This is a genomic window from Arthrobacter sp. HS15c (genome assembly GCF_040812005.1).
Classification (GTDB): domain Bacteria; phylum Actinomycetota; class Actinomycetes; order Actinomycetales; family Micrococcaceae; genus Arthrobacter.
Window position 1 is genome coordinate 98,264 of record NZ_JBFOHM010000012.1, and the last position, 23,971, is coordinate 122,234.

A 23,971-nucleotide genomic window follows, 5' to 3' on the forward strand; every position below is an offset into this window, starting at 1 on the left:
GTCAGGCGCCTCTCCGCTGCCACGTGCCCTGTCCTCCCCGGAGTGACAACGGCGGAATGGCCTCATAGAGGGGCGTCCGGACCCAGCGTTCGCCGGTTTCGCGGAATTCTGCCCTCGTGGAAAACCGGTACAGGTAGCTTCGCGCGCGCACCCACCGCGGACGGCCGCCGTCGAACGGGTCATGACGGAGCAGCCGCAGCACCCGGGGGTCTGCTTCAAGCAGTTTGGCGAGGAAGGCGTAGAACCATTCCTCATGCACTGACCGGAGCGGCAGGAACCACATCAGCCAGTCCAGCCGGAGGTGGTACGGGGCCCACTGGCGCGGCAGCCGGCGCACGTCTCCGGGCTTGCCCTTGAAGCCGTACTCCTGCCAGCCGGACTCCGGATCCTCGTCCGCGGTCCCCTCCACCACAACCTCGATCCGTTGCTTGGTCACCGTGCCGAACGCCCCGTAGGTGTTGACGAGCTGCCAGCGGTTGAAGCTCGCATTCATGAGCTGCCGCTTGGAGACCAGGTTGCGCACCGGCCAATAGCTCAGCACCACCAGCAGCAGCGTTGCGGCGAGGGTGATGGCCAGCCACCACGGCGGAGTCTCGCCGCCGCCTGCGGTCCCGGTGTGCCAGTCCAGCGGCAGGAAGGGCAGGACAGCGTGGGCCGCCGTGTCGCTGACGGCGGCGAAGGCCAGCACAATGGCAATCCAGTTCAGCCACGCGAAGTTGCCGCTGGCCACGAGCCACAGCTGGGTGAAGATGATGATGCCGGCCGCGGCGCTGGCCACGGGCTGCGGCGCGAACAGGAAAAACGGCACCACGAGCTGGGCGAAATGGTTGCCCAGGACCTCCATGCGGTGGAATGGCCTGGGCAGCAAGTGCGCCTGCCGGCTCAGCGGTCCGGGCATGGGCTGGGTCTCATGGTGGTAGTAGAGCGCGGTCAGGTCCCGCCATTCCCGCCCGCCCCGGATCTTGATCATCCCCGCGCCGAACTCCAGCCGGAACACCAGCCAGGCCACCAGGATCATCATGGTGCGTGGCGGGTCGGTCTGGTCCGATCCCAGGAAGGCCACGGTGAAGCCGGCCTCCAGAAGGAGCATTTCCCAGCCGAAGCCATAGAACGTCTGGCCCACATTGACGATGGACATGTAAAGCAGCCACAGGGCCAGGAAGGCGATCAGCGGCAGCCACGGCGGGCCGAGCTGGGGAAGTCCGGCCACGAGGAGTGCTGCGATGGCCATCCCGGACAGGCACACCGCCCTGAGAATGCGGTCCGAGTAGCGCCAGCGAAACAGCGTGGGACGGCTGCGGGCGCTGTAGCCCTCAAGGTAGTCCGGAACCGGCAGCAGCCCGCGTTCACCCAGCAGGGCAGGGAACTGGTTGAAGGAGGAGAGGAACGCGACGAAGAAGAGCGCTGCTACGCCGCGTTGCAGCACCTGCCGGGCGAATTCATACTCCGGCGCATCGAACCAGGAAACCCAGTCCACGAAGTCCACGTTACGCCGGCCGTTCCTACCATCGCCACAGCGAAGGCGGGCGCGGAGGCCGGACCAGGCGGGGGCGGGCGGGAGGTTGGCCGGGCTGAATGCGCGGAGGCCGGATATGGGCGGCGGTGTGGAGGGCACCGCGAAGCGGGCACCGCCCCATATCCGGCGTAGCGCCCACCAGCCGGCGTCGGGCTGAACCGGCTTAGCGCGTGGGTGCGGGATACTTAAGCAATGCAGCCCCGCAGAATCGTCCTCCTCGGCTCCACCGGTTCCATCGGCACCCAGGCGATTGACGTCGTCGACGCTGCCCCGCACCTTTTTGAGGTAGTGGCGCTCAGCGCCGGGGGAGGAAACCTGGAGCTGCTGGCCCGCCAGGCCGTCCACACCGGTGCTGCCGCCGTCGGCATCGCGTCGGGGGATCCGCAGCAGCTGGAGCTCCTTATCGCGGATGCCGCCCGCGCCGCCGGACGGCAGGGCTACCGCCCGGAGATCATCTCCGGCCCCGACGCGTCCACCCGGATTGCCGAAATCTCCGCCGACGTGGTGCTCAACGGAATCACGGGCTCCATTGGGCTGGCCCCCACTTTGGCCGCCCTGAAATCGGGTGCCACGCTGGCGCTGGCCAACAAGGAGTCCCTCATTGTTGGTGGGGAGCTGGTCAAAGCAGCAGCCCGCGAAGGACAGATCGTCCCGGTGGACTCCGAACACTCCGCGATTGCCCAGTGCCTCCGGTCCGGTTCCGCCGACGAAGTGGACAAGCTGATCCTGACGGCCTCCGGCGGGCCCTTCCGCGGCCGGACCAGGGAGCAGCTGCACAGGGTGTCGCCGCAAGAGGCACTGGCCCACCCCACCTGGGACATGGGGCTGATGGTCACCACCAACTCGGCAACCCTGGTCAACAAGGGCCTCGAGGTCATCGAAGCCCACCTGCTGTTCGACATTCCGCTGGACCGGATCGACGTCGTTGTCCATCCGCAGTCCGTGGTGCATTCCATGGTCCAGTTCGTGGACGGATCCATCATCGCCCAGGCCTCACCGCCGGACATGCGCCTGCCCATTGCGCTGGGACTGGGCTGGCCGGACAGGGTGCCCAAGGCTGCGTCCCCGTGCGACTGGACCCAGGCCACGAGCTGGACGTTCGAGCCGCTGGACTCGCAGGCCTTCCCGGCTGTGGACCTCGCCAAGGACGCAGCGAAGCAGGGGAGCACCTTTCCGGCCGTGTTCAACGCCGCCAATGAGGAGGCCGTCACCGCCTTCCACCAGGGGTCAATCCGGTTCACCGACATCGTGGATACCGTCGCAGCCGTTCTCAGCGAACACCCAGGATCCTCCGGGCTGACGCTGGAGTCCGTGCTGGAAGCTGAAAGCTGGGCACGGGCAAGGGCCCACGAACGTTTAGCAGTCAGCAGTCTCTAGGAAGCAGCAAATCCACCCATGAGTCCCGTACTCCTCTTTATCCTCGGCGTCGTCTTCGTGGCGATCGGCATCGCCGTGTCCATTGCGCTGCACGAAGTGGGCCACCTGGTGCCCGCAAAGCTGTTTAAGGTGCGCGTCACCAAGTACATGATCGGGTTCGGCCCCACGCTGTGGTCAAAGCGCAAGGGGGAAACCGAATACGGAGTTAAGGCCATTCCCTTGGGCGGCTACGTCTCCATGATCGGCATGTACCCGCCGAACAAGGATGATGGAACAGTCAGGCCATCGAGCACCGGCATGTTCCAGACACTGGCCACTGAAGCGCGGTCCATGGCGCACGAAGAGGTTGGCCCGGAAGATGCGAACCGGGTGTTCTACCGTCTTCCGGTGTGGAAGAAAGTCATTGTGATGCTCGGCGGCCCGGCCATGAACCTGCTGATCGGCCTGGCACTCACCGCAGTCCTCCTGATGGGCTTCGGCATTGCCACACCCACCACCACCATCGCCGATGTCTCCAAATGCCAGGTCGCGGCCGGCGAGACCGTGGACCCTGACTCCGCCGACTGCCAACTGACGCCCGCTGCCGCAGCAGGGCTCCTGCCCAACGACCAGGTCACCTCCTTTGACGGGAAAACTGTCACCAGCTGGGACCAGCTGACGGAGTGGATCCGTGCTTCCGCCGGGAAGGAAGTCAGCATTACCGTGGAACGCGGCGGCGCCCCCGTCACCACCACCGTGACGCCGGTGCTGTCTGCCCGCCCCATTGTTGGCGTCGACGGACGCCAGGCAAAGGACGACGCCGGCAACCTCCTGTACCAGGACGTCGGCTTCCTCGGCATTGGTGCGCAGAGCGAACTGGTGGCGCAGCCGGCGTCGGCCGTCCTGCCCATGGCAGGGGAGAACATCAGGCAGGTGGCCGGCGTGGTGCTGAACCTCCCGGCGCGTGTGGTTGGCGTGGCGAAGGCGGCCTTCAGCGAGGAGCCGCGCGATCCGAACGGACCCATCAGCGTGGTGGGCGTGGGGCGTGTGGCAGGAGAGATATCTGCCATGGAAGACGTGCCGCTGCAGTCCAGGCTGGGGGCGCTGGTGGGGCTGCTCGCCGGGCTGAACTTTGCGCTGGCGGTGTTCAACCTTGTTCCGCTGCTGCCGCTCGACGGCGGCCACATAGCCGGCGCGCTCTACGAAGGTGCCCGGCGCCGGGTGGCGAAGCTTTTCGGCAGGCCCGATCCCGGGGCGTTCGACATCGCCAAGCTCTTGCCGGCGACGTACGTGGTGGCCGCTTTGCTGATGGGGATGAGTGCGCTGCTCGTCTACGCAGACATCGTCAAGCCCATCAACCTGTTCGGCTGAGCACGGTTCCTTGCTGGCCGTCACGGGGCAGTTTGCCGGGGTTCGGCGCGGAAATGGATGGTATCGCACGCGTTTCGTGTCGAAGTGCCCCACGAGGCGTGGGCCGTGTCGCGCCGGGCGGATCGATCGCCCTGATAATCAACCGCTTATAGCTGATTTATGTGTATCAGCTTATTTCGGCTCATTTTTAAAAATCAGTTGAAAATGATTGATTGTTCTTGGTCATCTGCGTACGGTTGATTTATGTACGTCCTGACGATAGACCAGCGCGGCAGCAGTACCGACGTCGACCGCGTTCCGGAACTGATCTCCGAACTGGCTGGCCTCACCCCGGCGGCCTTTGAACGCTCGGTGGGCGATGAACTCCAGGGACTGGTAGCCGACCCGGCCGAGGTGGTGGACATTGCCCTGCACGCCCTGCGCGGTGGCCACTGGTACGTGGGAATAGGCATCGGCACGGTGGTTCTGGCGCCAGGCGCCAGCCCGCGGGAAGGGGCCGGAACAGGGTTCGTGGCCGCCCGCAAGGCCGTTGAGATGGCCAAAACCGCGGCCGGCCAGGTCCCGTTGTCAGTGGTATCCGGAAGTATTGGCCGGACAGCGGAAGTACCGCAGCATGCCCGTGAAGGAGCCGTGGCCTGTGCCAACGCCGAGGCAGTGCTCCGCCTGATTGGCCGCCTGGTCCAGGAGCGGACCGACGCCCAATGGCGGGTGGTCGACCGGCTCCGCCCCCTCCAGGGCGGCGGGGGCAGGCATGGCAGCCAGAAACTCGTAGCCAGGGAGTTGGGAATTACGGAACAGTCGGTGAGCCGGAGCGTGCTCAGGTCCGGATGGCAGGAAGAATGGGCGGCCAGGCCTGCCGCGGCAATGCTCCTGGAGCACGCACATTCCCACATTGAAGGAGACCGGTGAACGCACTTTGGATAACGGCGGCCCTGTTGGTGGCCGGATTCGCCGGCTGGCCCGTGACAGCCCTGGTCTTCCGGCTGGCCAGGACCATCGACGACAGGGCAGATGCAGCCAACAAAGCCGGCCCCGCTGCCGAGGACCCGTCAGCGGACGTCACCGTGGACATCATCCCTACGGAACCGCGAGCCGGCACGGGACAATCCGTTGACGGCGAGCTGACCACCGGCGGCGGCAGGCCGCCGTCGGACGCAACGCCGGCCGCGCAGCCGGTTCCTGCCCAGCGGATCCTGCGCGGCGGAGCGATCATCGGCGTGCTGGAGCGCCTCGCGGTGTGCGTGGCCATCCTGACCGGGCAGCCGGTGGCCATTGCCTACGTTGTGGCCATCAAGGGCCTGGGACGGTTCGCTGAGCTGAAGGAAACGCCGGTGGCTGCCGAGCGGTTCATCATCGGGACGCTCACCTCCATGCTGTGGGCTGCCGGGGTTGCGGCCACCGTAAAAGTCCTGTTCCTGTCCTAGGCCCCGGACCACTCCGCCTGGGTTGGAGGCCTTGACCGGATCGGCGCAGGCCCGTCGCTGGGGATAGGGTGTCCTTATGACTGTTTTTGCTGTTGAGTACGTTTACGCTGCCGATTCCACTGCCGCCCGCGATGAGAGCCGTCCCGCGCACCGGGCCTGGCTGTCCACCCTTGCCGAGGACGGCCGGCTCCTGACCAGCGGACCCTATGGTGACGGCGCCGGCGCGCTGCTGATCTTCAAAGTCCAGGACGAGACGGAGCTGAACGAACTGCTCAAGCAGGATCCCTTCGCGCTGGCAGGCACCATCGCAGGCATCCGGACCACCGAATGGACTCCCGTGATCGGCATCCTTGCCGCGCACGCGTCCTGATCTTTTCTCCGTTACACCTACCCAAGGAGTCCACGTGACCTCGGTCAGCCTGGGAATGCCGTCAGCACCACCGCCCGTCCTTGCCCCCCGCCGGAAGACGCGCCAGATCAAGGTCGGTTCCGTAGGGGTCGGCTCGGACAGCCCCATCAGCGTGCAGTCCATGACCACCACACCCACCACGGACATCAACGCCACGCTGCAGCAGATCGCCGAGCTTACGGCCTCCGGCTGCGACATCGTCCGCGTGGCGTGCCCGTCCGCGGATGATGCCGAGGCGTTGCCCATCATCGCCCGCAAGTCCCAGATCCCGGTCATCGCCGACATCCACTTCCAGCCCAAGTACGTCTTCGCGGCCATCGAAGCAGGCTGCGCCGCGGTCCGGGTGAACCCCGGGAACATCCGTAAGTTCGATGACCAGGTCAAGGAAATCGCCAAGGCTGCCAAGGACCACGGCACTTCCATCCGGATCGGCGTCAACGCCGGCTCGCTGGAACCGGGCATCATGAAGAAGTACGGCAAAGCCACCCCCGAGGCCCTCGTGGAATCGGCTGTCTGGGAAGCTTCCCTGTTCGAAGAGCACGGCTTCCACGACTTCAAGATCTCGGTCAAGCACAATGACCCCGTGATCATGGTTGCCGCCTACGAGATGCTGGCCGAAAAGGGCGACTGGCCCCTCCACCTTGGCGTCACCGAGGCCGGACCGGCCTTCCAGGGAACCATCAAGTCGGCCACGGCCTTCGGTGCCCTGCTGTCCCGGGGCATCGGCGACACCATCCGGGTTTCCCTGTCCGCTCCGCCGGTGGAGGAAATCAAGGTCGGAAACCAGATCCTGCAGTCCCTCAACCTGCGCCCGCGCAAGCTGGAGATTGTGTCCTGCCCGTCCTGCGGACGCGCCCAGGTGGACGTCTACACCCTGGCCGAGCAGGTCACGGCAGGGCTGGAGGGCATGGAAATCCCGCTGCGCGTTGCCGTCATGGGCTGCGTCGTCAACGGCCCCGGTGAAGCCCGCGAGGCGGACCTCGGGGTGGCATCGGGCAACGGCAAGGGCCAGATCTTTGTGAAGGGTGAAGTCATCAAGACTGTCCCCGAGGACCAGATTGTTGAGACACTGATCGAAGAGGCCATGCGTATCGCTGAAGAGATGGGGGAGGCCGATGGCGAAGATGCTGTCAAGGGTAGCCCCGTGGTTAGCGTCTCATAAGGAGGGCACGGCGCCGGCGGGCATTTCCGTCCGGACCCTTGCCGGCGCGGACACGTCGGCACTGCGGCGCCTGGCCCAACAGGATCCGGTAGCCAACGTCTTCATCCTTGCGCACCTGCGCTCGGCCGGCACCGCCGCGCCCACCACAGGCGGCGCGTCGGTCCTGGGTGTGTTCGACGACGGCATGCTGGTGGGTGCGTGCTGGACAGGAGCCAACCTGGTTCCGGTCCAGCTGGACCCCGCCTTCGCCGGGCTGATCGCCGCGGCAGCCAACCGGACAGGCCGCCGCTATGCCTCGGCCTTCGGCCCCGCCGAACCGGTGCTTGCCCTGCACGCAGAGCTCGAGGCGCGGGGCCACACCGCCCATGAGGTGCGCTCCGAGCAGCCGCTCCTCACCCTGGCCGGGCCGCCCACCGTGGAACCGAACACGGACCTTACGCTGGGCAGGCTCGCCGACTTTGACCGGATCCTGCCGGCCTGCGCCGCCATGTTCGAAGAGGAAGTGGGCTACTCGCCCTTCCTTGGCGGCCGTGAGTTCTACAGCCGGCGTGTGGAGGGCCTGATCCGGCAAGGGCATTCGCTGGTCCATCTCAGCGCCGCTGGGGACGTCATCTTCAAAGCCGAACTCGGGGCCGTGACGGCAGAAGTCACCCAGGTGCAGGGCGTCTGGATGAACCCGCTGTACCGGGGCCAGGGCCTCAGCGCCGGCTACATGGCGGCCGTCGTCGACCAGGCGCGGAAAATCGCCCCGGTCACCAGCCTGTACGTGAACGGCTTCAACACCAAGGCCAGGTCCACCTACGAGCGCGTCGGCTTCACCCAGCGGGGCACCTTCGCCACCGTGCTTTTTTAGGGCAGCGCATTTTTCCGGCGTTAGGCGTCAGCCCACACCATCCAGCTCTCCGGTGAGGTAGCGCTGGACGTTTGGAGCCACCAGCCGCACCACATCCTCCGGTGACGCCGAAGCGAGCGGCTCCAGCCTGACCACATAGCGGACCAGCATCACGCCAACTACCTGCGTGGCCACCAGGTTTCCCCGCAGGGCCACTTCCTCCGGCGGGCCCGGCACGCCGGCCATGATGCGGCTGATCACCGTTCGGGTCACCACTTCCCGCAGCAACAGGGTCTTGGCCTTGGAACCGATGGTGCCGCGGATAAACGCCACCAGGCTGTGTTGGGCCGGGCTCTCCCACAGCTTCAGCACTGCCCGGACAATTGCCTCCGCACGGTGCTCGGGGTCGTGCTGGTCAACCCCTTCCAGTACCTGGGCAGGGTCCGCCGGCAAGGCCACGCTCAGGGCGAAGAGCTCATCCTTGCCCTTGAAAAAGTGGTGGATCATGGCCGGGTCGACACTGGCTTCCCGGGCAATCTGCCTCAGGCTGGTGCCGTCGAACCCGTGCTCGGCGAAGAGCCGGCGGGCCGTGGCCAGGATGTGCTCCCGGGACTCGGTTGCCCCTTCGCGCCGTCCCCGCCGGCCGGATCCCGGTTTCCGGGCCGCCTGCGTGCCGCTCATGAAGTCTGCCGCCGAAGCGTGAGGGAAGCGAGCACCAGTACTCCCAGGACGATGGCCAGCATGGTGCCGGCGTCTGTCCAGAGCTGGTCCGTGGCTTCGGCGTTGGCCGCAATCTCCTGCAGGGCGTCCACGGAAAAGGTGAGCGGCAGGACATTTGAAATGGACTCGAGGACCTCATTCATCCGGTTGCGGGCAACGAACAGCCCGCAGAGGAGAATCTGTGGCACCACCACCACGGGCATGAACTGTACGGCCTGGAATTCAGTCCTGGCGAACGCCGAACACAGCAGCCCCAGCGCCACGCCCAGGACGGCGTTGATCACCGCGATCATGACAACCAGGCCAGGACTGCCCTTGATGTCAAGGTCGAAGATCCAGTAGGCGACAGCCGTGGCAACCAGGGACTGCAGGGCAGCCATGATGGAAAACGCCAGCCCGTAGCCGAACAGCAGGTCGGCCTTGTGGATGGGTGTCGTCAGGAGCCGCTCCAGGGTCCCGGACGTCCGTTCCCGCAGCATGGTGATGGAGGTGACCAGGAACATCACCACAAACGGGAAGATGGCCAGCATCATCAGGCCCACCCGGTCGAAGGTCCTGGGCACGCCGGGCGGGAGGGTCTCGTTCTGGTACAGGAAGTACACCGCCGTCAGCAGCAGCGCCGGGACCACCAGGATCAGGGCCACACTGCGGTGGTCATGCCGCAACTGGTCCAGGACCCGGCGGGCCGTGGCCAGCATCATCACCGGGTTCATGACCGCACCGTCCTCTCGGTTGTTGTGCTGCTTTCAGCCGTGGCCGAGCCTTCCGCCTCACGGATGATGTGCAGGAACGCCCTCTCCAGGTCAGCGCTGTGGCCGCGGCTGCTGAGTTCCGCCGGCGTCAACTGGGCCAGCAGCCTGCCTTCGCGCAGCAGCAGCAGGGAACTGCAGTGGCTTGCCTCCTCCATCACGTGGCTGGACACCAGCAGCGTTGTGCCGGCGTCGGCCATGGATCTGAAGCGGTCCCAGAGATCCGCCCGGAGCACCGGGTCAAGGCCCACGGTTGGTTCGTCGAGGACCAGCAGCCGCGGGTGCGAAACCAGGGCACACGCCAGTGAGACGCGGCTGAGCTGGCCGCCGGAAAGGTCGGCAGTCTTCTGGCGCGCCTGCTGTTCAAGGCCGACGGCGGCAATCGCCTCGGCTGCGTCGGCCCGCCCTTTCCGGTGCATCGCCCCGAAGTAGCGGACATTGGCCTCCACGGTCAGGTCCGGATAGACGCTGGGGGACTGGGTCACGTACCCCACCCGGTGCCTGAGCGAGGGATGGCCGGCCGGAAGGCCCAGCACGGTCACGGACCCCGAGCTCAGCCGCTGGACTCCCACGATGGCCCGCATCAGGGTGGTCTTTCCGCTCCCTGAGGGCCCCAGCAGGCCGGTGATCCTGCCTGCGGGGATCGCAAAGTCCAGACCCCGGAGGACGGGTACCTTTCCCCGGATAACGTGCAGGGAGCTCGTGGCCACGGCCACGTCATCTCCGGAACCTGCCAGGGCCGCTGCTGCTGAGTGGGACATGACTGCCTCCGGATGCTGGTGCCTGCATGCTGGTGAAAATTTGATGAATTCACCACATGATGAATTAAAACTAAACCCGCCATCCGGGGCCGTCAACAACTTCGACTGGAAAAACCCTTGTCAATGTGTCGGCTATCACATAGGTTCGATCTAGCTGCGCTGGAGTGTGGTTGGGCGGTCTCACCAGTCCTCACCAGAATCAACGGCGTTAACGGCAAGAAGAGCCACGTCCGGTTGCAATGACCAGCCCGAATGGGGGGCCAGGGGCTTTGCAGCACCGGACGTGGCTTTTCGCTGTCCCGGCCACGCACCCCGGCGGCGAGGATGCGTGCGCTCACGCTCCCGCAGGCATTGGCGCAGCTTGCCGGTACATTAGTACCCAGACGAATTGCCCGGCCCTGCTTTCAGCAGCCATTCCCCAGAAACGGATACCGCCCCGTGGTCACAAGACTGTCCCAGCTTTTCCTGCGCACCCTGCGTGAAGATCCCGTCGACGCCGAAGTGGCCAGCCACCGGCTCCTGGTCCGGGCCGGCTACATCCGGCGTGCGGCACCCGGCATCTACACCTGGCTGCCGCTCGGGCTCAGCGTGCTGCGCAAGGTCGAAGCCGTCATCCGCGAGGAAATGGCCGCGATCGGCGCCCAGGAAGTCCACTTCCCGGCCCTGCTGCCACGGGAACCCTACGAGGCCACCAACCGCTGGACCGAATACGGCGAAGGCCTGTTCCGGCTCCAGGACCGCAAGGGTGCCGACTACCTGCTGGCCCCCACGCACGAGGAAATGTTCACCCTGCTGGTCAAGGACCTGTACTCCTCGTACAAGGACCTGCCACTGAGCCTCTACCAGATCCAGAACAAGTACCGCGATGAGGCGCGCCCCAGGGCAGGCCTGCTGCGCGGCCGCGAGTTCATCATGAAGGACTCGTACTCCTTCGACGTGGACGACGCCGGCCTGGACGCAAGCTACGCCGCTCACCGCGGCGCCTACCTCCGCATCTTCGAGCGGCTGGGCCTGGAAGTCGTCCCTGTCGCCGCCACGGCCGGCGCCATGGGCGGGTCCAAGAGCGAGGAGTTCCTGCACCCCACCGAGATCGGCGAAGACACCTTCGTGCGCTCCGCCGGCGGCTACGCAGCCAACGTCGAAGCCGTCACCACAGTGGTTCCGGCGGACATCGACTTCGCGGATGCGCCGGCCGCGGAAGTGCTGGATACCCCCAATACGCCCACCATCGACACCCTGGTGGCCGCATCCAACGAACTGGCCCCCCGCAGCGAGGCCGACGGCGGCGCCTGGACTGCCGCGGACACCCTCAAGAACGTGGTCCTCGCCGTCACCCTGCCCACCGGTGAGCGCCAGCTTGTGGTCATCGGCCTGCCCGGCGACCGCGGCGTTGACCTGAAGCGCGTCGAAGCCAACATCGGCTCCTTCCTGCCCATCGCCGGCGAAATCGGGCTGGAAGCAGCCAACGACGACGACCTCAAGAAGCAGCCGCTCATCGTCAAGGGCTACCTGGGCCCCGGCCTGACGCTGGACGAAGCCCTGCTGGGCACCGAAAGCGCCACCAAGCTCCTGTACCTCGTTGATCCCCGCGTTGTCAGCGGCACAGCCTGGGTCACGGGGGCCAACGAGGCCGGAAAGCACGTGTTCGGCCTCGTGGCCGGCCGGGACTTCACCTGGGACGGCGTCATCGAATGCACCGATGTCCGCGAAGGCGATCCCGCCCCGGACGGCTCCGGTCCGCTGGAGATCGCCCGCGGCATCGAGATGGGCCACATCTTCCAGCTTGGCCGCAAGTACGCTGCTGCCCTGGAGCTGAAGGTCCTGGACCAGAACGGCAAGCAGGTTGTGGTCACGATGGGTTCCTACGGCGTGGGCGTCACCCGTGCCGTCGCCGCCCTGGCCGAGTCCAACCACGACGACAGGGGACTGGTCTGGCCCCGCGCCGTGGCACCGGCCGATGTCCACGTGGTGGCTGTGGGCAAGGGCGAAGAGATTTTCGCGGCAGCCGAAAAGCTGGCACTGGATCTCGAGGCCGCAGGCCTGGACGTCATCTACGACGACCGTCCCAAGGTATCCCCGGGCGTTAAGTTCGGCGACGCCGAACTCGTGGGCGTCCCCACCATCCTGGCCGTCGGCCGGGGACTGGTGGACGGCGTCGTGGAGATCAAGGACCGCCGCAGCGGCGAGGCCGAGAACGTTGCAGTGGACAAGGCGGTGGACTACGTGGTCACCGCCGTCCGCAACAGCTGACCCGCGGCGTTGATTTCGGGTTTCGAGTCGATCCAGCTCACCACCCTCATCCTGATTGTGGTGGCTGGATTCGCTGCCGGCTGGGTTGATGCGGTGGTGGGCGGGGGCGGACTGATCCAGCTCCCCGCCCTGCTGCTGGTGCCGGGCATCACCCCTGTCCAGGCGCTTGCCACCAACAAGATGGGCTCGATCTTCGGGACCACCACCAGTGCTGTCACTTACTACGGGCGCGTCAAGCCGGACCTGAAAACGGCGCTGCCCATGGCGGTGATCGCGCTGGCCGGGAGCTTCGGCGGGGCGGTGCTGGCAGCCACCCTGCCGGCCAGCGTGTTCAAGCCCATCATCGTGGCGGCGCTGGTCGCCGTCGCGCTTTTTACGGCACTGAAGCCCAACGTCGGGGACATCACCGTACTGCGCCACGACGGGCACACACATTACGTGGTGGCGTGCTTGATCGGGGCGGTGATCGGTTTCTACGACGGCCTGATCGGCCCGGGCACCGGCTCGTTCCTGGTCATCGCCTTGGTCTCGGCGATGGGGTACGCCTTTCTGGAGGCCAGCGCCAAGGCGAAGATCGTCAACATGGCCACCAACGCCGGAGCGCTGCTGTTCTTCCTGCCGCACGGTTCACTGCTCTGGGGTGTAGGCCTGCTGCTGGGCGCCGCCAACATGGCAGGCGGCTATCTGGGGGCCCGCACTGCCGTCAAGCAGGGCAGCCGCTTCGTCCGCATCGTGTTCCTGGTGGTGGTGGGCGCCCTGATCGTCAAACTTGGCTTCGACGTCTGGGCCGAGAACTTCTCCTAGCACCCTCCGCCCTCGTGGGTGGGACCGCCGAGGCGTACCATGCTGCTATGTCAGCAGGCGCTGGACAGTACTCCGAGGCCTTATCAGCCGCAGCCCGCCACGCCCAGGAGTGGCTGGCGAGCCTGCCGGACCGGCACGTGGGCCCGGCCCTGTCCGCGCACGACCTCGCCGACGCCTTCGCCGGACCCCTGCCCCAAGCCGGCATGCCCGCCGCCGAAGTGGTGGACTACCTCGCACTTAAGGCGGAGCCGGGACTGATGGCCATGCCCTCCGGCCGCTTCTTCGGCTGGGTCATCGGCGGGACCCTGCCCGCCGCGCTGGCGGCAGACTGGCTGGTCAGCGCCTGGGACCAGAACGCCGTGCTCCGCGTTTCCGCGCCGGCCATGGCGGCCATCGAGGACGCAGCCGGCCGATGGCTCGTGGACCTCTTGGGCCTCCCGGGAGGATCCGACGTCGGCTTTGTCACCGGAGCCACGATGGCCAACTTCGCCGGTCTGGCCGCCGCCCGCTGGAGCCTGCTTGCCGACGCCGGGTGGGATTTGGAACGCGACGGGCTGTTCGGCGCCCCCCGCATCCGCTGCCTCGTGGGCCAGGAACGCCATGATTCGGTTGATCTCGCCTTGCGGTACCTGGGGCTGGGGCGGCCGGCAACCGTGGCGTCGGACCGGCAGGGCAGGATCCGCACCGACGAGCTGGACCGGCAGCTGTCCGCAGGCTCCGGTCCGGCGCTCGTCTGCCTGCAGGCGGGGAACCTGCACTCGGGAGCCTTCGATCCTTTCGTCGAGGCTGTCGGCGTCGCGAAGGCCCACGGCGCCTGGGTCCACGTGGACGGGGCTTTCGGGCTCTGGGCCGCCGCCGTGCCTGAGCTCGCCCACCTCGTCGGGGGCATGGAGCTCGCCGACTCATGGGGGACCGACGCGCACAAGACCCTTAATGTTCCATACGACTCCGGCATAGCCGTAATCAGGGACGCCGCGGCCCTGCGCTCCGCCATGGGCGTGCACGCCAGCTACCTGATCCGAACTGCGGACGGTGCGGCTGACCCGCACGAAAAAGTTCCTGAGCTCTCGCGCCGGGCCCGCGGCGTGCCGGTCTGGGCGGCGCTCCAGTCGCTGGGAAGGGACGGCGTGGCAGCCCAGGTCAGGGGTCTGGCAGATGCCGCTGCACGGATCGCCGAGGGACTGGCCGCGGTGGACGGCATCGAGGTGTTGAACCTGGTCGACTACACGCAGGTGTCGCTCGCGTTCGGCGACGACGACACCACCCGGGCCGTGACAGCAAAGGTCATTGAGGACGGCAAGGTGTGGATGTCCGGTTCGCGGTGGCAGGGCAGGGACGTCCTGCGGGTCTCCGTCAGCAACTGGAGCACAGGCACGGACGACGTCGGCACGGCAGTTGATGCAGTCAGTTCGGCTTTTGCGGCCGTGCGGGCGGCTAACGGCTGATTCCGTCAGCTGGCCGGCCGTGCCTGTCCCGGCTCCGGGAGGGAATGCGCGGACGGAAGCCCGTCCATGGTCCGGCCAGCCAGGGTGCTGGCCACCCACAGGGAGCGCGCCAGGTCCCCTTCGTGGTGCGGGCGGCCGGCGTAGGACAGTGCGTTCTCCACTTCGCGGGCGACGCCCCACTGGCGGGCCACCTCAGAATCCAGGCCTGCCGCTTCGCTGAAATCACGGCACCGTTCCCGCAGCCCCGCCTGCGGGTCGCCGCGCGGAAGGTCCTTGATCCTGTTCCACAGCAGCGGCGCCACCGCGAACTCGGGTTCCCCGATCATCGGCTGCGGATCGATGGCCGCGAACCCTGATCCGTCCTGTCCCGCGGGACGGGCAAGGATGTTCAGGTAATGGAAGTCGGTGTGCACCAGCACGTCGCGTCCGGAGCGGCGGCCCACGGCACCGCGGGTCTGGCAGACTTCCAGGGCAGCTTCGAGCAGCCAGCGCGGAAACGGCCTGCCCAGCTGCTCCCAGTCGGCCGGCAGGTCATCGCTCCACTGCTCGGCGCGCCCGGCGATGTGGTCGAATTCCTGCCACTGCGGGCGGTGGTCGGGTACCAGGCTCAACTGCCGGACCAGCCTGCCCCACACGGTCACTGCTTCCTCCATCGGAACGTCCTGCAGCGAGCAGTCCGCATCCAGCCGCTCCAGCAGCATGGAGCAGGTTCCGGCGTCGGATTCCAGGAGCCGAACGGCGCCGTGCCCGGACCACAGCTCGAGGGCATGCCGCTCCACCCGGGCCTCATCGTGCGGAAATGCCACCTTCAGCGCTGCGGGTGTTCCATCGTTGCGGCGGACCGGAACCACCACGCCGCCATGCCCGTTCCATGGATCGGCGCCGGGAGCCAGATCAAGCGCAAGGTCCCAGTGGTCCATCCGGCCGGTCACGAGGGCGGGCAGTGAAACCAGCCATGCCCGGCCGGCGCTGGTTCGGCTGTACCTCGAGGTGAGGTCTGCAGGGATCGGCACCTGGGTTTGCTGGCTCATCAGGTCCACCCTAGTTGACGTGGCTACACGACTCCGCTGGCGCCGAGCAGGTTGCCGATGGTGAACGTTGCCGCCAGGGCCAGTGCTCCGCCCACCACCACCCGGACGGCGGCGCGCATTTTGGAACCTCCACCGATCCCGGCCCCCAGTGCGCCGGTTAATGCCAGCGCTGCCAGCACCGTGCCGAAGGTGATGGGAACGCGGATGTCCTGAGGGGGCAGGAGGATGGCCAGCATTGGCAGGACCGCACCGATGGTGAACGCCACAGCCGAGGCGAAGGCGGCGTGCCAGGGGCTGACAATATCCGCCTCGTCGATATTGAGCTCAGCCGAGAGATGGGCCGCCAGCGCGTTGTGTTCGGTCAGTTCCACGGCCACCTTACGGGCTGTTTCAGGGCTGAGGCCCTTGCCCTGGTAGATGGCGGCCAGCTCGGCGAGTTCTTCCTCCGGCTCCTCGGCGAGCTCGCGGCGTTCCTTTTCGATCAGCGCCTTCTGGCTGTCGCTTTGGCTGCTCACGGAGACGTACTCGCCCAGGGCCATGGAGACGGCGCCGCCCACCAGGCCGGCCACGCCCGCGGCGAGGATGGGTCCCGTGTCAGCCGTGGCGCCTGCGACGCCGACCACTATGGCGGCCACTGAGACGATCCCGTCGTTGGCGCCCAGCACTCCGGCGCGCAGCCAGTTCAGGCGCTGGGCCACATCGTTCTCGTGCGGCTCGGTTTCAAGGTGGCGTTGCAGATCCTTGTTGTCCGGCCGAAAGCCCGCCCGGTCCGCCGGCTCCTGGGAATCCATGGAATCAGCAAACCATCACTTGGACCCCGTCGCCAGTAGCGTGTCCTACGTGGCTGCCGGAGATGCCGTAAGGGCGGCGTTTTCAGGTCTGTCCGGCAAGGCGGGGAGCTGGGACTCGTCCAGGGTGAGGCCGGGAACCGGACCGGGGTCCACGCCCCAGTTGGCCGTCCTCCGCGCAGCCGCCACGAGGGCTGAGACGGCCCATCCGCGGGCAGGAGCGGCGCTCAACGCCACGACATCGCCGAAAGCTGTCAGGGTCGCTGACTCCAGCCGTGCCAGGCCCGCGGCGGGCGCGCCCAGGAACGCCGGATCGAGGACGTATCCGGGCGGCGTCGGCGGAATGGCCGTGCACTGCAGTGCGGCGTATGTCTCAGCCTCATCAGCCAGGTCCAGGTGTTCTGCCAGCAGGCTGGACGCCTGGGTTGCGGCTGTCGGGTCAAGGCGGGTGAGCGCGGCCTGGTAGCCGTAAACAGCCTGATGTTCGGCGTCCAGGGTGGCCGTCAGGGCCGCCCCCAAGCCAGCGCCAGTGCCCGGGTCGACGCGTTCGCCATCAGCTCCGCCTGACGGCCCGGCGCTGGTGCACCCTCTAGCGGGTGAGGGTTGCGCGGAAGGTCCTGCCGGTTCCTGCCATCCGGGCAGTTCGGCCGCCGGAACCCCGGCGAGGGCTGCGATTTCACCGGCGGCCAGCAACTGGGCCGCGCCGGCACCGGCGAGAAGGCGGGCCATGCCGCCGTCGGCCTCCAGCGCATCGGTGAGGCGCGTGGCGCCGCTGGCAGCAAGGTCTGTCGCCAGTTCGGATAACGAGGCCGGGCCCGGCGTTGCTGAATTGCCGGGCGAGGCCGGCACGCCCGCGGAGGAGGCTTGCGCCGTCCTGTGTCCAGGACCTGTACCGGCAGAAGCGGTCGGGGTGTCGCCGGGCAGCACCAGGGCCCTGGCCTGGATGGTCAGCAAAGTCACAGTTCTGTCCAGCGCGGTATCGGTGCCGGGCCCTCCATCGCCGGCGGCGGCACCTGCCAGTTCCTGCCCGGCAGCCCTCAGCGCCAGGGCATCGGCCAGCGCCGCGGCCCGGGCACGCTCCGAAAAAGGTGTTTCCGCAGGTGCAGGGGGCTGACGGGGGACAATGGCCATGCCCAGGCTCATCACCAGCAGGGCTGTGAGCGAAAAAACGGCGTACCGGAAATACCGCCTGCGGGCGCTGATTTCGGTGCTGTCGTCTTTCACAACAGACCATGTTGTCACGCCGGAGGGCAAACTCGGTGCACCACAGCGCCCGGAAAATCGCTAGGCTAGTAGTCACAACATCATCTATCGGGAGGCGGCCGGCATCGTGAGTAATGCAGAAGCCACGACTTCATCAGACCGTACCGGAACGGGTAGGGCTGACGTTGCGCCTGCCTACAATCCGGAAGCTGCCCGGCTGCGGGCCTTACTTGAACCGCCGGTCCAGGCCAACCGCCTGTACCTCGAGGATGTCTCCATCATCCCCGGTTCGCATCGGGTGGTCCACGTGGTGGTGGACCTGCCACAGGAAGAGACCGGCGGCGTGAACCTTGACGTGATCGCTGACATCTCCAGGGTCCTGTCCGACGTACTGGACAACGATCCTGACGACGACGGCCGGCCGTACGACCTTGAGGTTTCCTCCCCCGGCGTTGGACGTCCATTGACGGAAGAGCGCCACTGGCACCGGGCCCGCGGGCGGATGGTCAAAGTCAACGTCGTCCAGGGCGACAACGTCACCGGCAGGGTCAAGGCTGTGGACGACTCCGGCGTGACCCTCGTCCCGGAGATCGCCGTCAAGAAGGGCATGAAGCCCAAGCAGGGCGACCCCGTAACACTTCCTTTCGACAGGATCCGCAACGGAAAAGTCGAGATCGAATTCAGCCACCTCGACGAGGCCGGTCTGGAACCTGAGCACAATGGACCTTCTGAGGAGGCCTGATGGATATTGACATGAGCGCACTGAGACTTCTGGAGCGTGAGCGTGAAATCCCGCTGGACCTCCTGATCCCCACCATTGAGCAGGCGCTCCTGGTGGCCTACCACAAGTCGCCCGGCGCCTTCGAGAAGGCCCGCGCTGAACTGGACCGCAAGAGCGGGCACGTGACCATCTGGGCTGTGGAGATCGACGACGACGGCGCCCCCATCGGCGAGTTCGAAGACACTCCGGCCGGGTTCGGCCGCATCGCAGCCAGCACTGCACGCCAGATCATCCTCCAGCGCCTCCGGGACGTTGAGGACGACGCCGTCCTGGGCGAATTCAAGGGCCGCGAGGGTGAACTCGTTGCCGGGCTCATCCAGCAGGGCAACAACCCGCACATGATCCAGGTCAACCTGGGCGCCGTGGAAGCGCTGCTGCCGCCGCCCGAGCAGGTGCCGGGGGAGAAGTACACCCACGGGAACCGGCTCCGCGCCCTGGTCATCGACGTCCACCGCGGCACCAAGGGTCCGTCGGTCACGCTGTCGCGTTCACACCCGGGCCTGGTCCGGAAGCTCTTCGAACTGGAAGTTCCGGAAATCGCGGACCGTTCCGTGGAAATCGTGGCACTGGCCCGCGAAGCCGGCCACCGCACCAAGATCGCCGTCAAGGCAAACACCCAGGGCATCAACGCCAAGGGCGCCTGCATCGGCGAAATGGGTTCCCGGGTTCGGGCAGTGATGACCGAACTGAACGACGAAAAGATCGATATCGTAGACTTCAGCGAGGATCCGGCGACTTTCATCGCCAGCGCACTGTCGCCGTCGCGTGTGAATTCCGTCACGATCATCGACGAAGCGACCCGCTCGGCCCGCGTTGTTGTCCCGGACTACCAGCTCTCACTGGCCATCGGCAAGGAGGGCCAGAACGCCCGCCTGGCCGCCAAGCTGACCGGCTGGCGCATCGACATCGTCTCGGACGCCGCCGCGCCGCGCGAAAACTGACCCTTGCCCGGTGCGACGGCCGACGGCGGATGCCGCCGGTTGAAGCGCCGGGTTTCGGGCAGAACGGCCCCGAGGGGCTAGAATAGACATTGACCGCGCCTAACGGCCGGTATCCGTGCGCCCTTGCGTGCCCACCCTGCAGTTCGCTGTGGCGGGCAGGCATGGGCAGGGCAGCCAGGTACGTCAGGAAGATACTCACCGTGGAAGAAGTGCTTCACAGCGAGAATCAACCCCAGCGCACCTGCATCGGATGCCGGAAGAAGGGTTCGCGGTCGGAGCTGCTCCGGCTCGTGGCTGATGCCAGCGGTTCATCCGCTGTTTTGGTCGATGAACGACGCCGGATGGCTGGCCGGGGTGCATGGCTGCACCCCAGCGAATCGTGCCTGGCCCTGGCGGTCAAACGGCGAGCATTCGGACGTGCCCTCAAGGGCGCAACCGGGACCGCCGCCGTCGAACGCCGGATTATGGCAGGCACGGGCGCTGCAGGCCCGCTGCGGATACCTCCGGTAGCTGCAGCAACAACCGTCCAACCTGAAAGCGGGTCAGAAAACTGATGGAAACCCGATGAGTTCCCAGCGATGAGTGCGCAACGATGACAACTTTGTTGCGCTCTGCAATGGGCCCTTCTGCTGCATCCGCGGCGAGGGCCCGCAGTAAGAAGTAGACGGTTCGTGCCTGGCTCGGTGCGGACCGAGACAGGAGAAATGTGGCCAAGGTCCGCGTACACGAGCTCGCTAAAGAGCTCGGTATTACTTCCAAAGATGCAGTGACAAAACTGCAGGAACTGGGCGAATTCGTTCGCTCCGCCTCTTCCACCATTGAGGCCCCGGTGGTGCGGAAACTCCGCAACGCCTACCCCGACGCCGCGGCTAAGTCCGCAGCTCCGGCAGCCGCGCCCCAGGCGCCTGCCCCGTCGGCTGAATCACGTCCCGCAGCACCCGCTCCGAGTCCCGCAGCTCCCAAAGCCCCGGCTCCTGCCGCTGCAGCCCCCGCGGCCGCAGCGCCTGCAGCCCCGGCTGCACCCGCCGCCGCTTCTGCAGCTCCGGCTGCACCTGCGGCCGCGGCACCCGCTGCGCCGGCTCCGGCCGCCAGCGCTCCGTCCACCGGAGCAAAGCCCGGTGCCCGCCCGGCGCCCAAGGCTGAAGCCCCCGCTGCACCCTCCCGCTCCGGCGGATCGTCGCAGGGCGGCTCCGCGCCGCGCCCCGGCGGCCCCCGCCCGGGCAACAACCCGTTCGCTACGTCCCAGGGCATGCCCCGCGGCCGTGGTGGCGACGGCGAACGTGGAGAACGTGCGCCTCGTCCGGGCAACAACCCGTTCGCTACCTCGCAGGGCATGCCCCGTCCGGGTGGAAGCCGTACCGACGGCGACCGTCCGGGTGGTCCCCGTCCGGCAGCCGGTGCGGGCGGTCCCCGTCCCGGTGGTCCGCGTCCCGCGGCTGGTGCGGGCGGTCCCCGTCCCGGTGGTCCGCGTCCCGCGGCTGGTGCGGGCGGTCCCCGTCCCGCAGGTGCCGGTGGAAACCGTCCTACTCCGGGCATGATGCCCAACCGCACTGAGCGTCCTGCACCCGCAGGCGCAGGTGCAGGCCGTCCCGGTGGCGGCGGCCGTGGTCCCGGACGCCCGGGCGGCGCTCCCGGTACCGGTGCTCCCGGTGCCGGCGGCGGTGCTCCGGCCGGCGGTGGCTTCGGCAAGGGTGGCCGCGGTCGCGGTGGCACCCAGGGTGCTTTCGGTAAGGGCGGCGCCGGCCGCGGCAAGCAGCGCAAGTCGAAGCGTGCCAAGCGCCAGGAACTCGAGCAGATGAGTGCTCCGTCGCTGGGTGGCGTCAGCGTCCCCCGTGGCGACGGCAGCACCGTCATCCGGCTCCGCCGCGGTTCGTCCATCACGGACTTTGCCGACAAGATCGAGGCAAACCCCGCAGCACTGGTCACCGTCCTGTTCCACCTCGGCGAAATGGCCACGGCCACGCAGTCGCTGGATGAGGAAACCTTCGCCCTGCTGGGCGAGGAGCTTGGCTACAAGCTCCAGGTCGTCTCGCCGGAGGACGAGGAGCGCGAGCTGCTCTCCACCTTCGATATCGACTTTGAAGCAGAGCTCGAAGCCGAAGGCGACGAAGACCTTGAGGCACGTCCTCCTGTTGTCACCGTCATGGGCCACGTCGACCACGGTAAGACCCGCCTGCTTGACGCCATCCGCAAGTCCGACGTTATGGCGGGCGAGCACGGTGGCATCACGCAGCACATCGGTGCTTACCAGGTCACGCACACCCACGAAGGCGAAGACCGCAAGATCACCTTCATCGATACTCCGGGCCACGAGGCGTTCACCGCCATGCGTGCCCGTGGTGCGAAGGTCACCGACATCGCCATCCTCGTGGTCGCAGCGGATGACGGCGTGATGCCGCAGACCGTTGAGGCCCTCAACCACGCGCAGGCAGCAAATGTGCCGATCGTGGTGGCCGTGAACAAGATCGACAAGGAAGGCGCCAACCCGGACAAGGTCCGCGGCCAGCTGACCGAGTACGGCCTGGTTCCCGAAGAATACGGTGGCGACACCATGTTCGTGGAGGTCTCTGCCCGCCAGAACCTCAACATCGACGAGCTGCTCGAGGCCGTCCTGCTCACCGCAGACGCCGCCCTGGACATGCGCGCCAACCCGAACAAGGACGCCCGCGGTATTGCGATCGAAGCCAACCTGGACAAGGGCCGCGGTTCCGTGGCCACCGTCCTGGTGCAGTCCGGTTCGCTGCGTGTCGGCGACACGATCGTGGCCGGTACGGCCCACGGCCGCGTCCGCGCCATGTTCGACGACGACGGCAGCGCCCTGACCGAGGCCGGCCCGTCCCGCCCCGTGCAGGTCCTGGGTCTGTCCAACGTGCCGCGCGCCGGCGACACCTTCTTCGTGACCGCTGACGAGCGCACCGCCCGCCAGATCGCCGAGAAGCGTGAAGCAGCCGACCGCAACGCCGCCCTGGCCAAGCGCCGCAAGCGCATCAGCCTGGAAGACTTCGACCAGGCCGTGGCCGATGGCAAGATCGATACCCTCAACCTCATCCTCAAGGGTGACGTGTCCGGTGCCGTGGAAGCCCTCGAAGACGCACTGCTCAAGATCGATGTCGGCGAAGGCGTGCAGCTGCGCGTCATCCACCGCGGCGTTGGTGCCATCACGCAGAACGACGTCAACCTGGCGACGGTCGACAGCGCCGTCATCATCGGCTTCAACGTCAAGCCCGCCGAGCGTGTTGCCGAACTGGCAGACCGCGAAGGCGTGGACATGCGCTTCTACTCCGTCATCTACTCAGCAATCGATGACATCGAGATGGCCCTCAAGGGCATGCTCAAGCCGGAGTACGAAGAGGTCCAGCTTGGCACCGCCGAGGTCCGCGAAGTGTTCCGTTCCTCCAAGTTCGGCAACATCGCAGGTTCCATCGTTCGCTCGGGCATCATCCGACGCAACTCGAAGGCACGCATCAGCCGCGACGGCAAGATCATCGGCGACAACCTCACCGTTGAGACGCTCAAGCGCTTCAAGGACGACGCCACCGAGGTCCGCACGGACTTCGAGTGTGGTATCGGTCTTGGCTCGTTCAACGACATCACCGAAGGCGACATCATCGAGACCTTCGAGATGCGCGAGAAGCCGCGCGTCTAAGGCAGGGAAAGCACTACTGCGGGGAGCCTCCGAGTTTTGGGGGCGCCCCGCCCAAGCACTCCGCGATTGAGGGGGCCCCGCCCCTACGACGGACGGCCATCGATCTACGATCGTTGGCCGTCCGTCTCCGGCAGGCCCGATGCCACTCCCGGGCCCCCTCAATCGCTCCGCGCGCAGGTGCGTACGTCACCTGCGCCCCCAAACTTTCTATTTCTATCCAGGAGGATGTCATGGCTGATCCCGCACGGGCTGCCAAGTTGGCGCAGCGGATTAAGGTTGTTGTTGCCGAGGCCCTGGGCCGGAAGGTTAAGGATCCCCGGCTTGAAGGCATCACTATTACCGATGCCCGCGTGACCAACGACCTGCAGCACGCCACCCTTTACTACACCGTGTTCGGTGACCAGGCTGTCCAGGCGGATGCCGCCAAGGGGCTTGAGAAAGCCAAGGGTGTACTTCGGCAGGAAGTGGGCCGGAACGTCACTGTCCGGCTGACTCCCAGTCTCGAATTCGTGGCTGACCAGATTCCCGTGGTTGCCTCCAACCTCGAGGAGCTGCTTCGCGAAGCCAAGAAGCGCGACGCCGAGGTTGCCGCCCTGGCTGAGAAAGCCAAGCACGCCGGCGACGCCGATCCCTACAAGCGTGACGTTCCCGCCGATGTGGACATCGACGAGGACGACTTCGACGAAGAGGACCTTGACCTCACCGACGACGAAGAACTCGACGAAGACGGCGGCAAATAGCCGTCTGACCACATCGCGTGGATCACAGGAAGGCCCGGACTG

22 protein-coding genes are annotated in these 23,971 nt (G+C 66.8%); 15 read left to right on the plus strand and 7 right to left on the minus strand.

What is annotated here, in order from left to right; translation table 11 throughout:
* Position 1: 1 nt before the first annotated feature.
* On the minus strand, positions 2-1,477 hold the full coding sequence (locus ABV518_RS19395; protein ID WP_367770359.1) for a lipase maturation factor family protein: 1,476 nt from the start codon (positions 1,475-1,477) through the stop codon (positions 2-4).
* Positions 1,478-1,708: 231 nt separating this feature from the next.
* On the opposite strand from ABV518_RS19395, the gene dxr reads away from it, so the two are divergent.
* The 7 genes from dxr (at position 1,709) to ABV518_RS19430 (ending at position 8,091) form a co-directional block, all read left to right on the plus strand.
* Complete coding sequence (gene dxr, locus ABV518_RS19400) at positions 1,709-2,893, plus strand: 1-deoxy-D-xylulose-5-phosphate reductoisomerase (RefSeq protein ID WP_367770362.1); 1,185 nt, start codon at positions 1,709-1,711, stop codon at positions 2,891-2,893.
* 18 nt (positions 2,894-2,911) lie between these two features.
* Positions 2,912-4,243 (plus strand): RIP metalloprotease, encoded by a 1,332-nt coding sequence (locus ABV518_RS19405; RefSeq protein ID WP_367770365.1) that lies wholly within the window; start codon positions 2,912-2,914, stop codon positions 4,241-4,243.
* Positions 4,244-4,486: 243 nt separating this feature from the next.
* Positions 4,487-5,152: a MarR family transcriptional regulator gene (locus ABV518_RS19410; protein WP_367770368.1), complete on the plus strand. Its 666-nt coding sequence runs from the start codon at positions 4,487-4,489 to the stop codon at positions 5,150-5,152.
* The gene (locus ABV518_RS19415; protein ID WP_367770371.1) at positions 5,149-5,667 is read left to right on the plus strand and encodes a hypothetical protein; all 519 of its coding nucleotides are present in this window, start codon (positions 5,149-5,151) and stop codon (positions 5,665-5,667) included. The genes ABV518_RS19410 and ABV518_RS19415 overlap by 4 nt, the downstream gene beginning before the upstream one ends.
* Positions 5,668-5,743: 76 nt before the next feature.
* Positions 5,744-6,037: a YciI family protein gene (locus ABV518_RS19420; protein WP_310166362.1), complete on the plus strand. Its 294-nt coding sequence runs from the start codon at positions 5,744-5,746 to the stop codon at positions 6,035-6,037.
* A 34-nt stretch (positions 6,038-6,071) separates the two neighbouring features.
* Entirely contained in the window at positions 6,072-7,238 is a 1,167-nt protein-coding gene (ispG, locus tag ABV518_RS19425) for a flavodoxin-dependent (E)-4-hydroxy-3-methylbut-2-enyl-diphosphate synthase (protein WP_310166360.1), read from the plus strand.
* The gene (locus tag ABV518_RS19430) at positions 7,201-8,091 is read left to right on the plus strand and encodes a GNAT family N-acetyltransferase (RefSeq protein ID WP_367770629.1); all 891 of its coding nucleotides are present in this window, start codon (positions 7,201-7,203) and stop codon (positions 8,089-8,091) included. The genes ispG and ABV518_RS19430 overlap by 38 nt, the downstream gene beginning before the upstream one ends.
* A gap of 27 nt (positions 8,092-8,118) precedes the next feature.
* On the opposite strand, the gene ABV518_RS19435 is transcribed toward ABV518_RS19430, so the two are convergent.
* From ABV518_RS19435 to ABV518_RS19445, 3 genes are read right to left on the minus strand one after another with little or no spacing between them, the layout of a single operon-like run.
* Positions 8,119-8,751, minus strand: coding sequence for a TetR family transcriptional regulator (locus tag ABV518_RS19435; RefSeq protein ID WP_367770374.1), 633 nt, complete (start codon positions 8,749-8,751; stop codon positions 8,119-8,121).
* Positions 8,748-9,491: an ABC transporter permease gene (locus tag ABV518_RS19440; protein ID WP_367770632.1), complete on the minus strand. Its 744-nt coding sequence runs from the start codon at positions 9,489-9,491 to the stop codon at positions 8,748-8,750. The genes ABV518_RS19435 and ABV518_RS19440 overlap by 4 nt, the downstream gene beginning before the upstream one ends.
* 8 nt (positions 9,492-9,499) lie before the next feature.
* A complete protein-coding gene (locus ABV518_RS19445) occupies positions 9,500-10,300 on the minus strand; it encodes an ABC transporter ATP-binding protein (RefSeq protein ID WP_367770377.1) in 801 nt (266 codons plus the stop codon).
* Positions 10,301-10,738: 438 nt separating this feature from the next.
* On the opposite strand from ABV518_RS19445, the gene ABV518_RS19450 reads away from it, so the two are divergent.
* The 3 genes from ABV518_RS19450 to ABV518_RS19460 are packed head-to-tail and all read left to right on the plus strand — an operon-like array spanning position 10,739 to position 14,799.
* Positions 10,739-12,550 carry a proline--tRNA ligase gene (locus tag ABV518_RS19450; protein WP_367770380.1) on the plus strand — a complete coding sequence of 604 codons (1,812 nt, stop codon included), beginning with the start codon at positions 10,739-10,741 and terminating at the stop codon, positions 12,548-12,550.
* 9 nt (positions 12,551-12,559) lie between these two features.
* On the plus strand, positions 12,560-13,354 hold the full coding sequence (locus tag ABV518_RS19455; protein ID WP_367770383.1) for a sulfite exporter TauE/SafE family protein: 795 nt from the start codon (positions 12,560-12,562) through the stop codon (positions 13,352-13,354).
* A 47-nt stretch (positions 13,355-13,401) separates the two neighbouring features.
* On the plus strand, positions 13,402-14,799 hold the full coding sequence (locus ABV518_RS19460) for an aspartate aminotransferase family protein (protein ID WP_367770386.1): 1,398 nt from the start codon (positions 13,402-13,404) through the stop codon (positions 14,797-14,799).
* A gap of 5 nt (positions 14,800-14,804) precedes the next feature.
* Here the strand turns inward: ABV518_RS19460 and ABV518_RS19465 are convergent, their stop codons facing one another.
* The 3 genes from ABV518_RS19465 to ABV518_RS19475 are packed head-to-tail and all read right to left on the minus strand — an operon-like array spanning position 14,805 to position 17,842.
* Positions 14,805-15,830, minus strand: coding sequence for an aminoglycoside phosphotransferase family protein (locus ABV518_RS19465; RefSeq protein WP_367770389.1), 1,026 nt, complete (start codon positions 15,828-15,830; stop codon positions 14,805-14,807).
* Between the two features lie 23 nt (positions 15,831-15,853).
* Entirely contained in the window at positions 15,854-16,621 is a 768-nt protein-coding gene (locus ABV518_RS19470) for a VIT family protein (protein ID WP_367770391.1), read from the minus strand.
* Positions 16,622-16,666: 45 nt separating this feature from the next.
* The gene (locus ABV518_RS19475) at positions 16,667-17,842 is read right to left on the minus strand and encodes a DUF4439 domain-containing protein (protein ID WP_367770393.1); all 1,176 of its coding nucleotides are present in this window, start codon (positions 17,840-17,842) and stop codon (positions 16,667-16,669) included.
* Between the two features lie 106 nt (positions 17,843-17,948).
* Between ABV518_RS19475 and rimP the strand changes: the two genes are divergently transcribed.
* From rimP to rbfA, 5 genes are all read left to right on the plus strand, one after another.
* On the plus strand, positions 17,949-18,563 hold the full coding sequence (gene rimP, locus ABV518_RS19480; RefSeq protein WP_367770395.1) for a ribosome maturation factor RimP: 615 nt from the start codon (positions 17,949-17,951) through the stop codon (positions 18,561-18,563).
* Positions 18,563-19,543 (plus strand): transcription termination factor NusA, encoded by a 981-nt coding sequence (gene nusA, locus ABV518_RS19485; protein WP_131132487.1) that lies wholly within the window; start codon positions 18,563-18,565, stop codon positions 19,541-19,543. Before rimP ends, nusA begins: the two co-directional genes overlap by 1 nt.
* A 161-nt stretch (positions 19,544-19,704) precedes the next feature.
* The gene (locus tag ABV518_RS19490) at positions 19,705-20,097 is read left to right on the plus strand and encodes a YlxR family protein (RefSeq protein ID WP_367770397.1); all 393 of its coding nucleotides are present in this window, start codon (positions 19,705-19,707) and stop codon (positions 20,095-20,097) included.
* Positions 20,098-20,249: 152 nt separating this feature from the next.
* Positions 20,250-23,189: a translation initiation factor IF-2 gene (gene infB / locus ABV518_RS19495; RefSeq protein ID WP_367770399.1), complete on the plus strand. Its 2,940-nt coding sequence runs from the start codon at positions 20,250-20,252 to the stop codon at positions 23,187-23,189.
* A 230-nt stretch (positions 23,190-23,419) separates the two neighbouring features.
* Positions 23,420-23,929 (plus strand): 30S ribosome-binding factor RbfA, encoded by a 510-nt coding sequence (rbfA, locus tag ABV518_RS19500; protein ID WP_367770402.1) that lies wholly within the window; start codon positions 23,420-23,422, stop codon positions 23,927-23,929.
* The last annotated feature ends 42 nt before the right edge of the window (positions 23,930-23,971 follow it).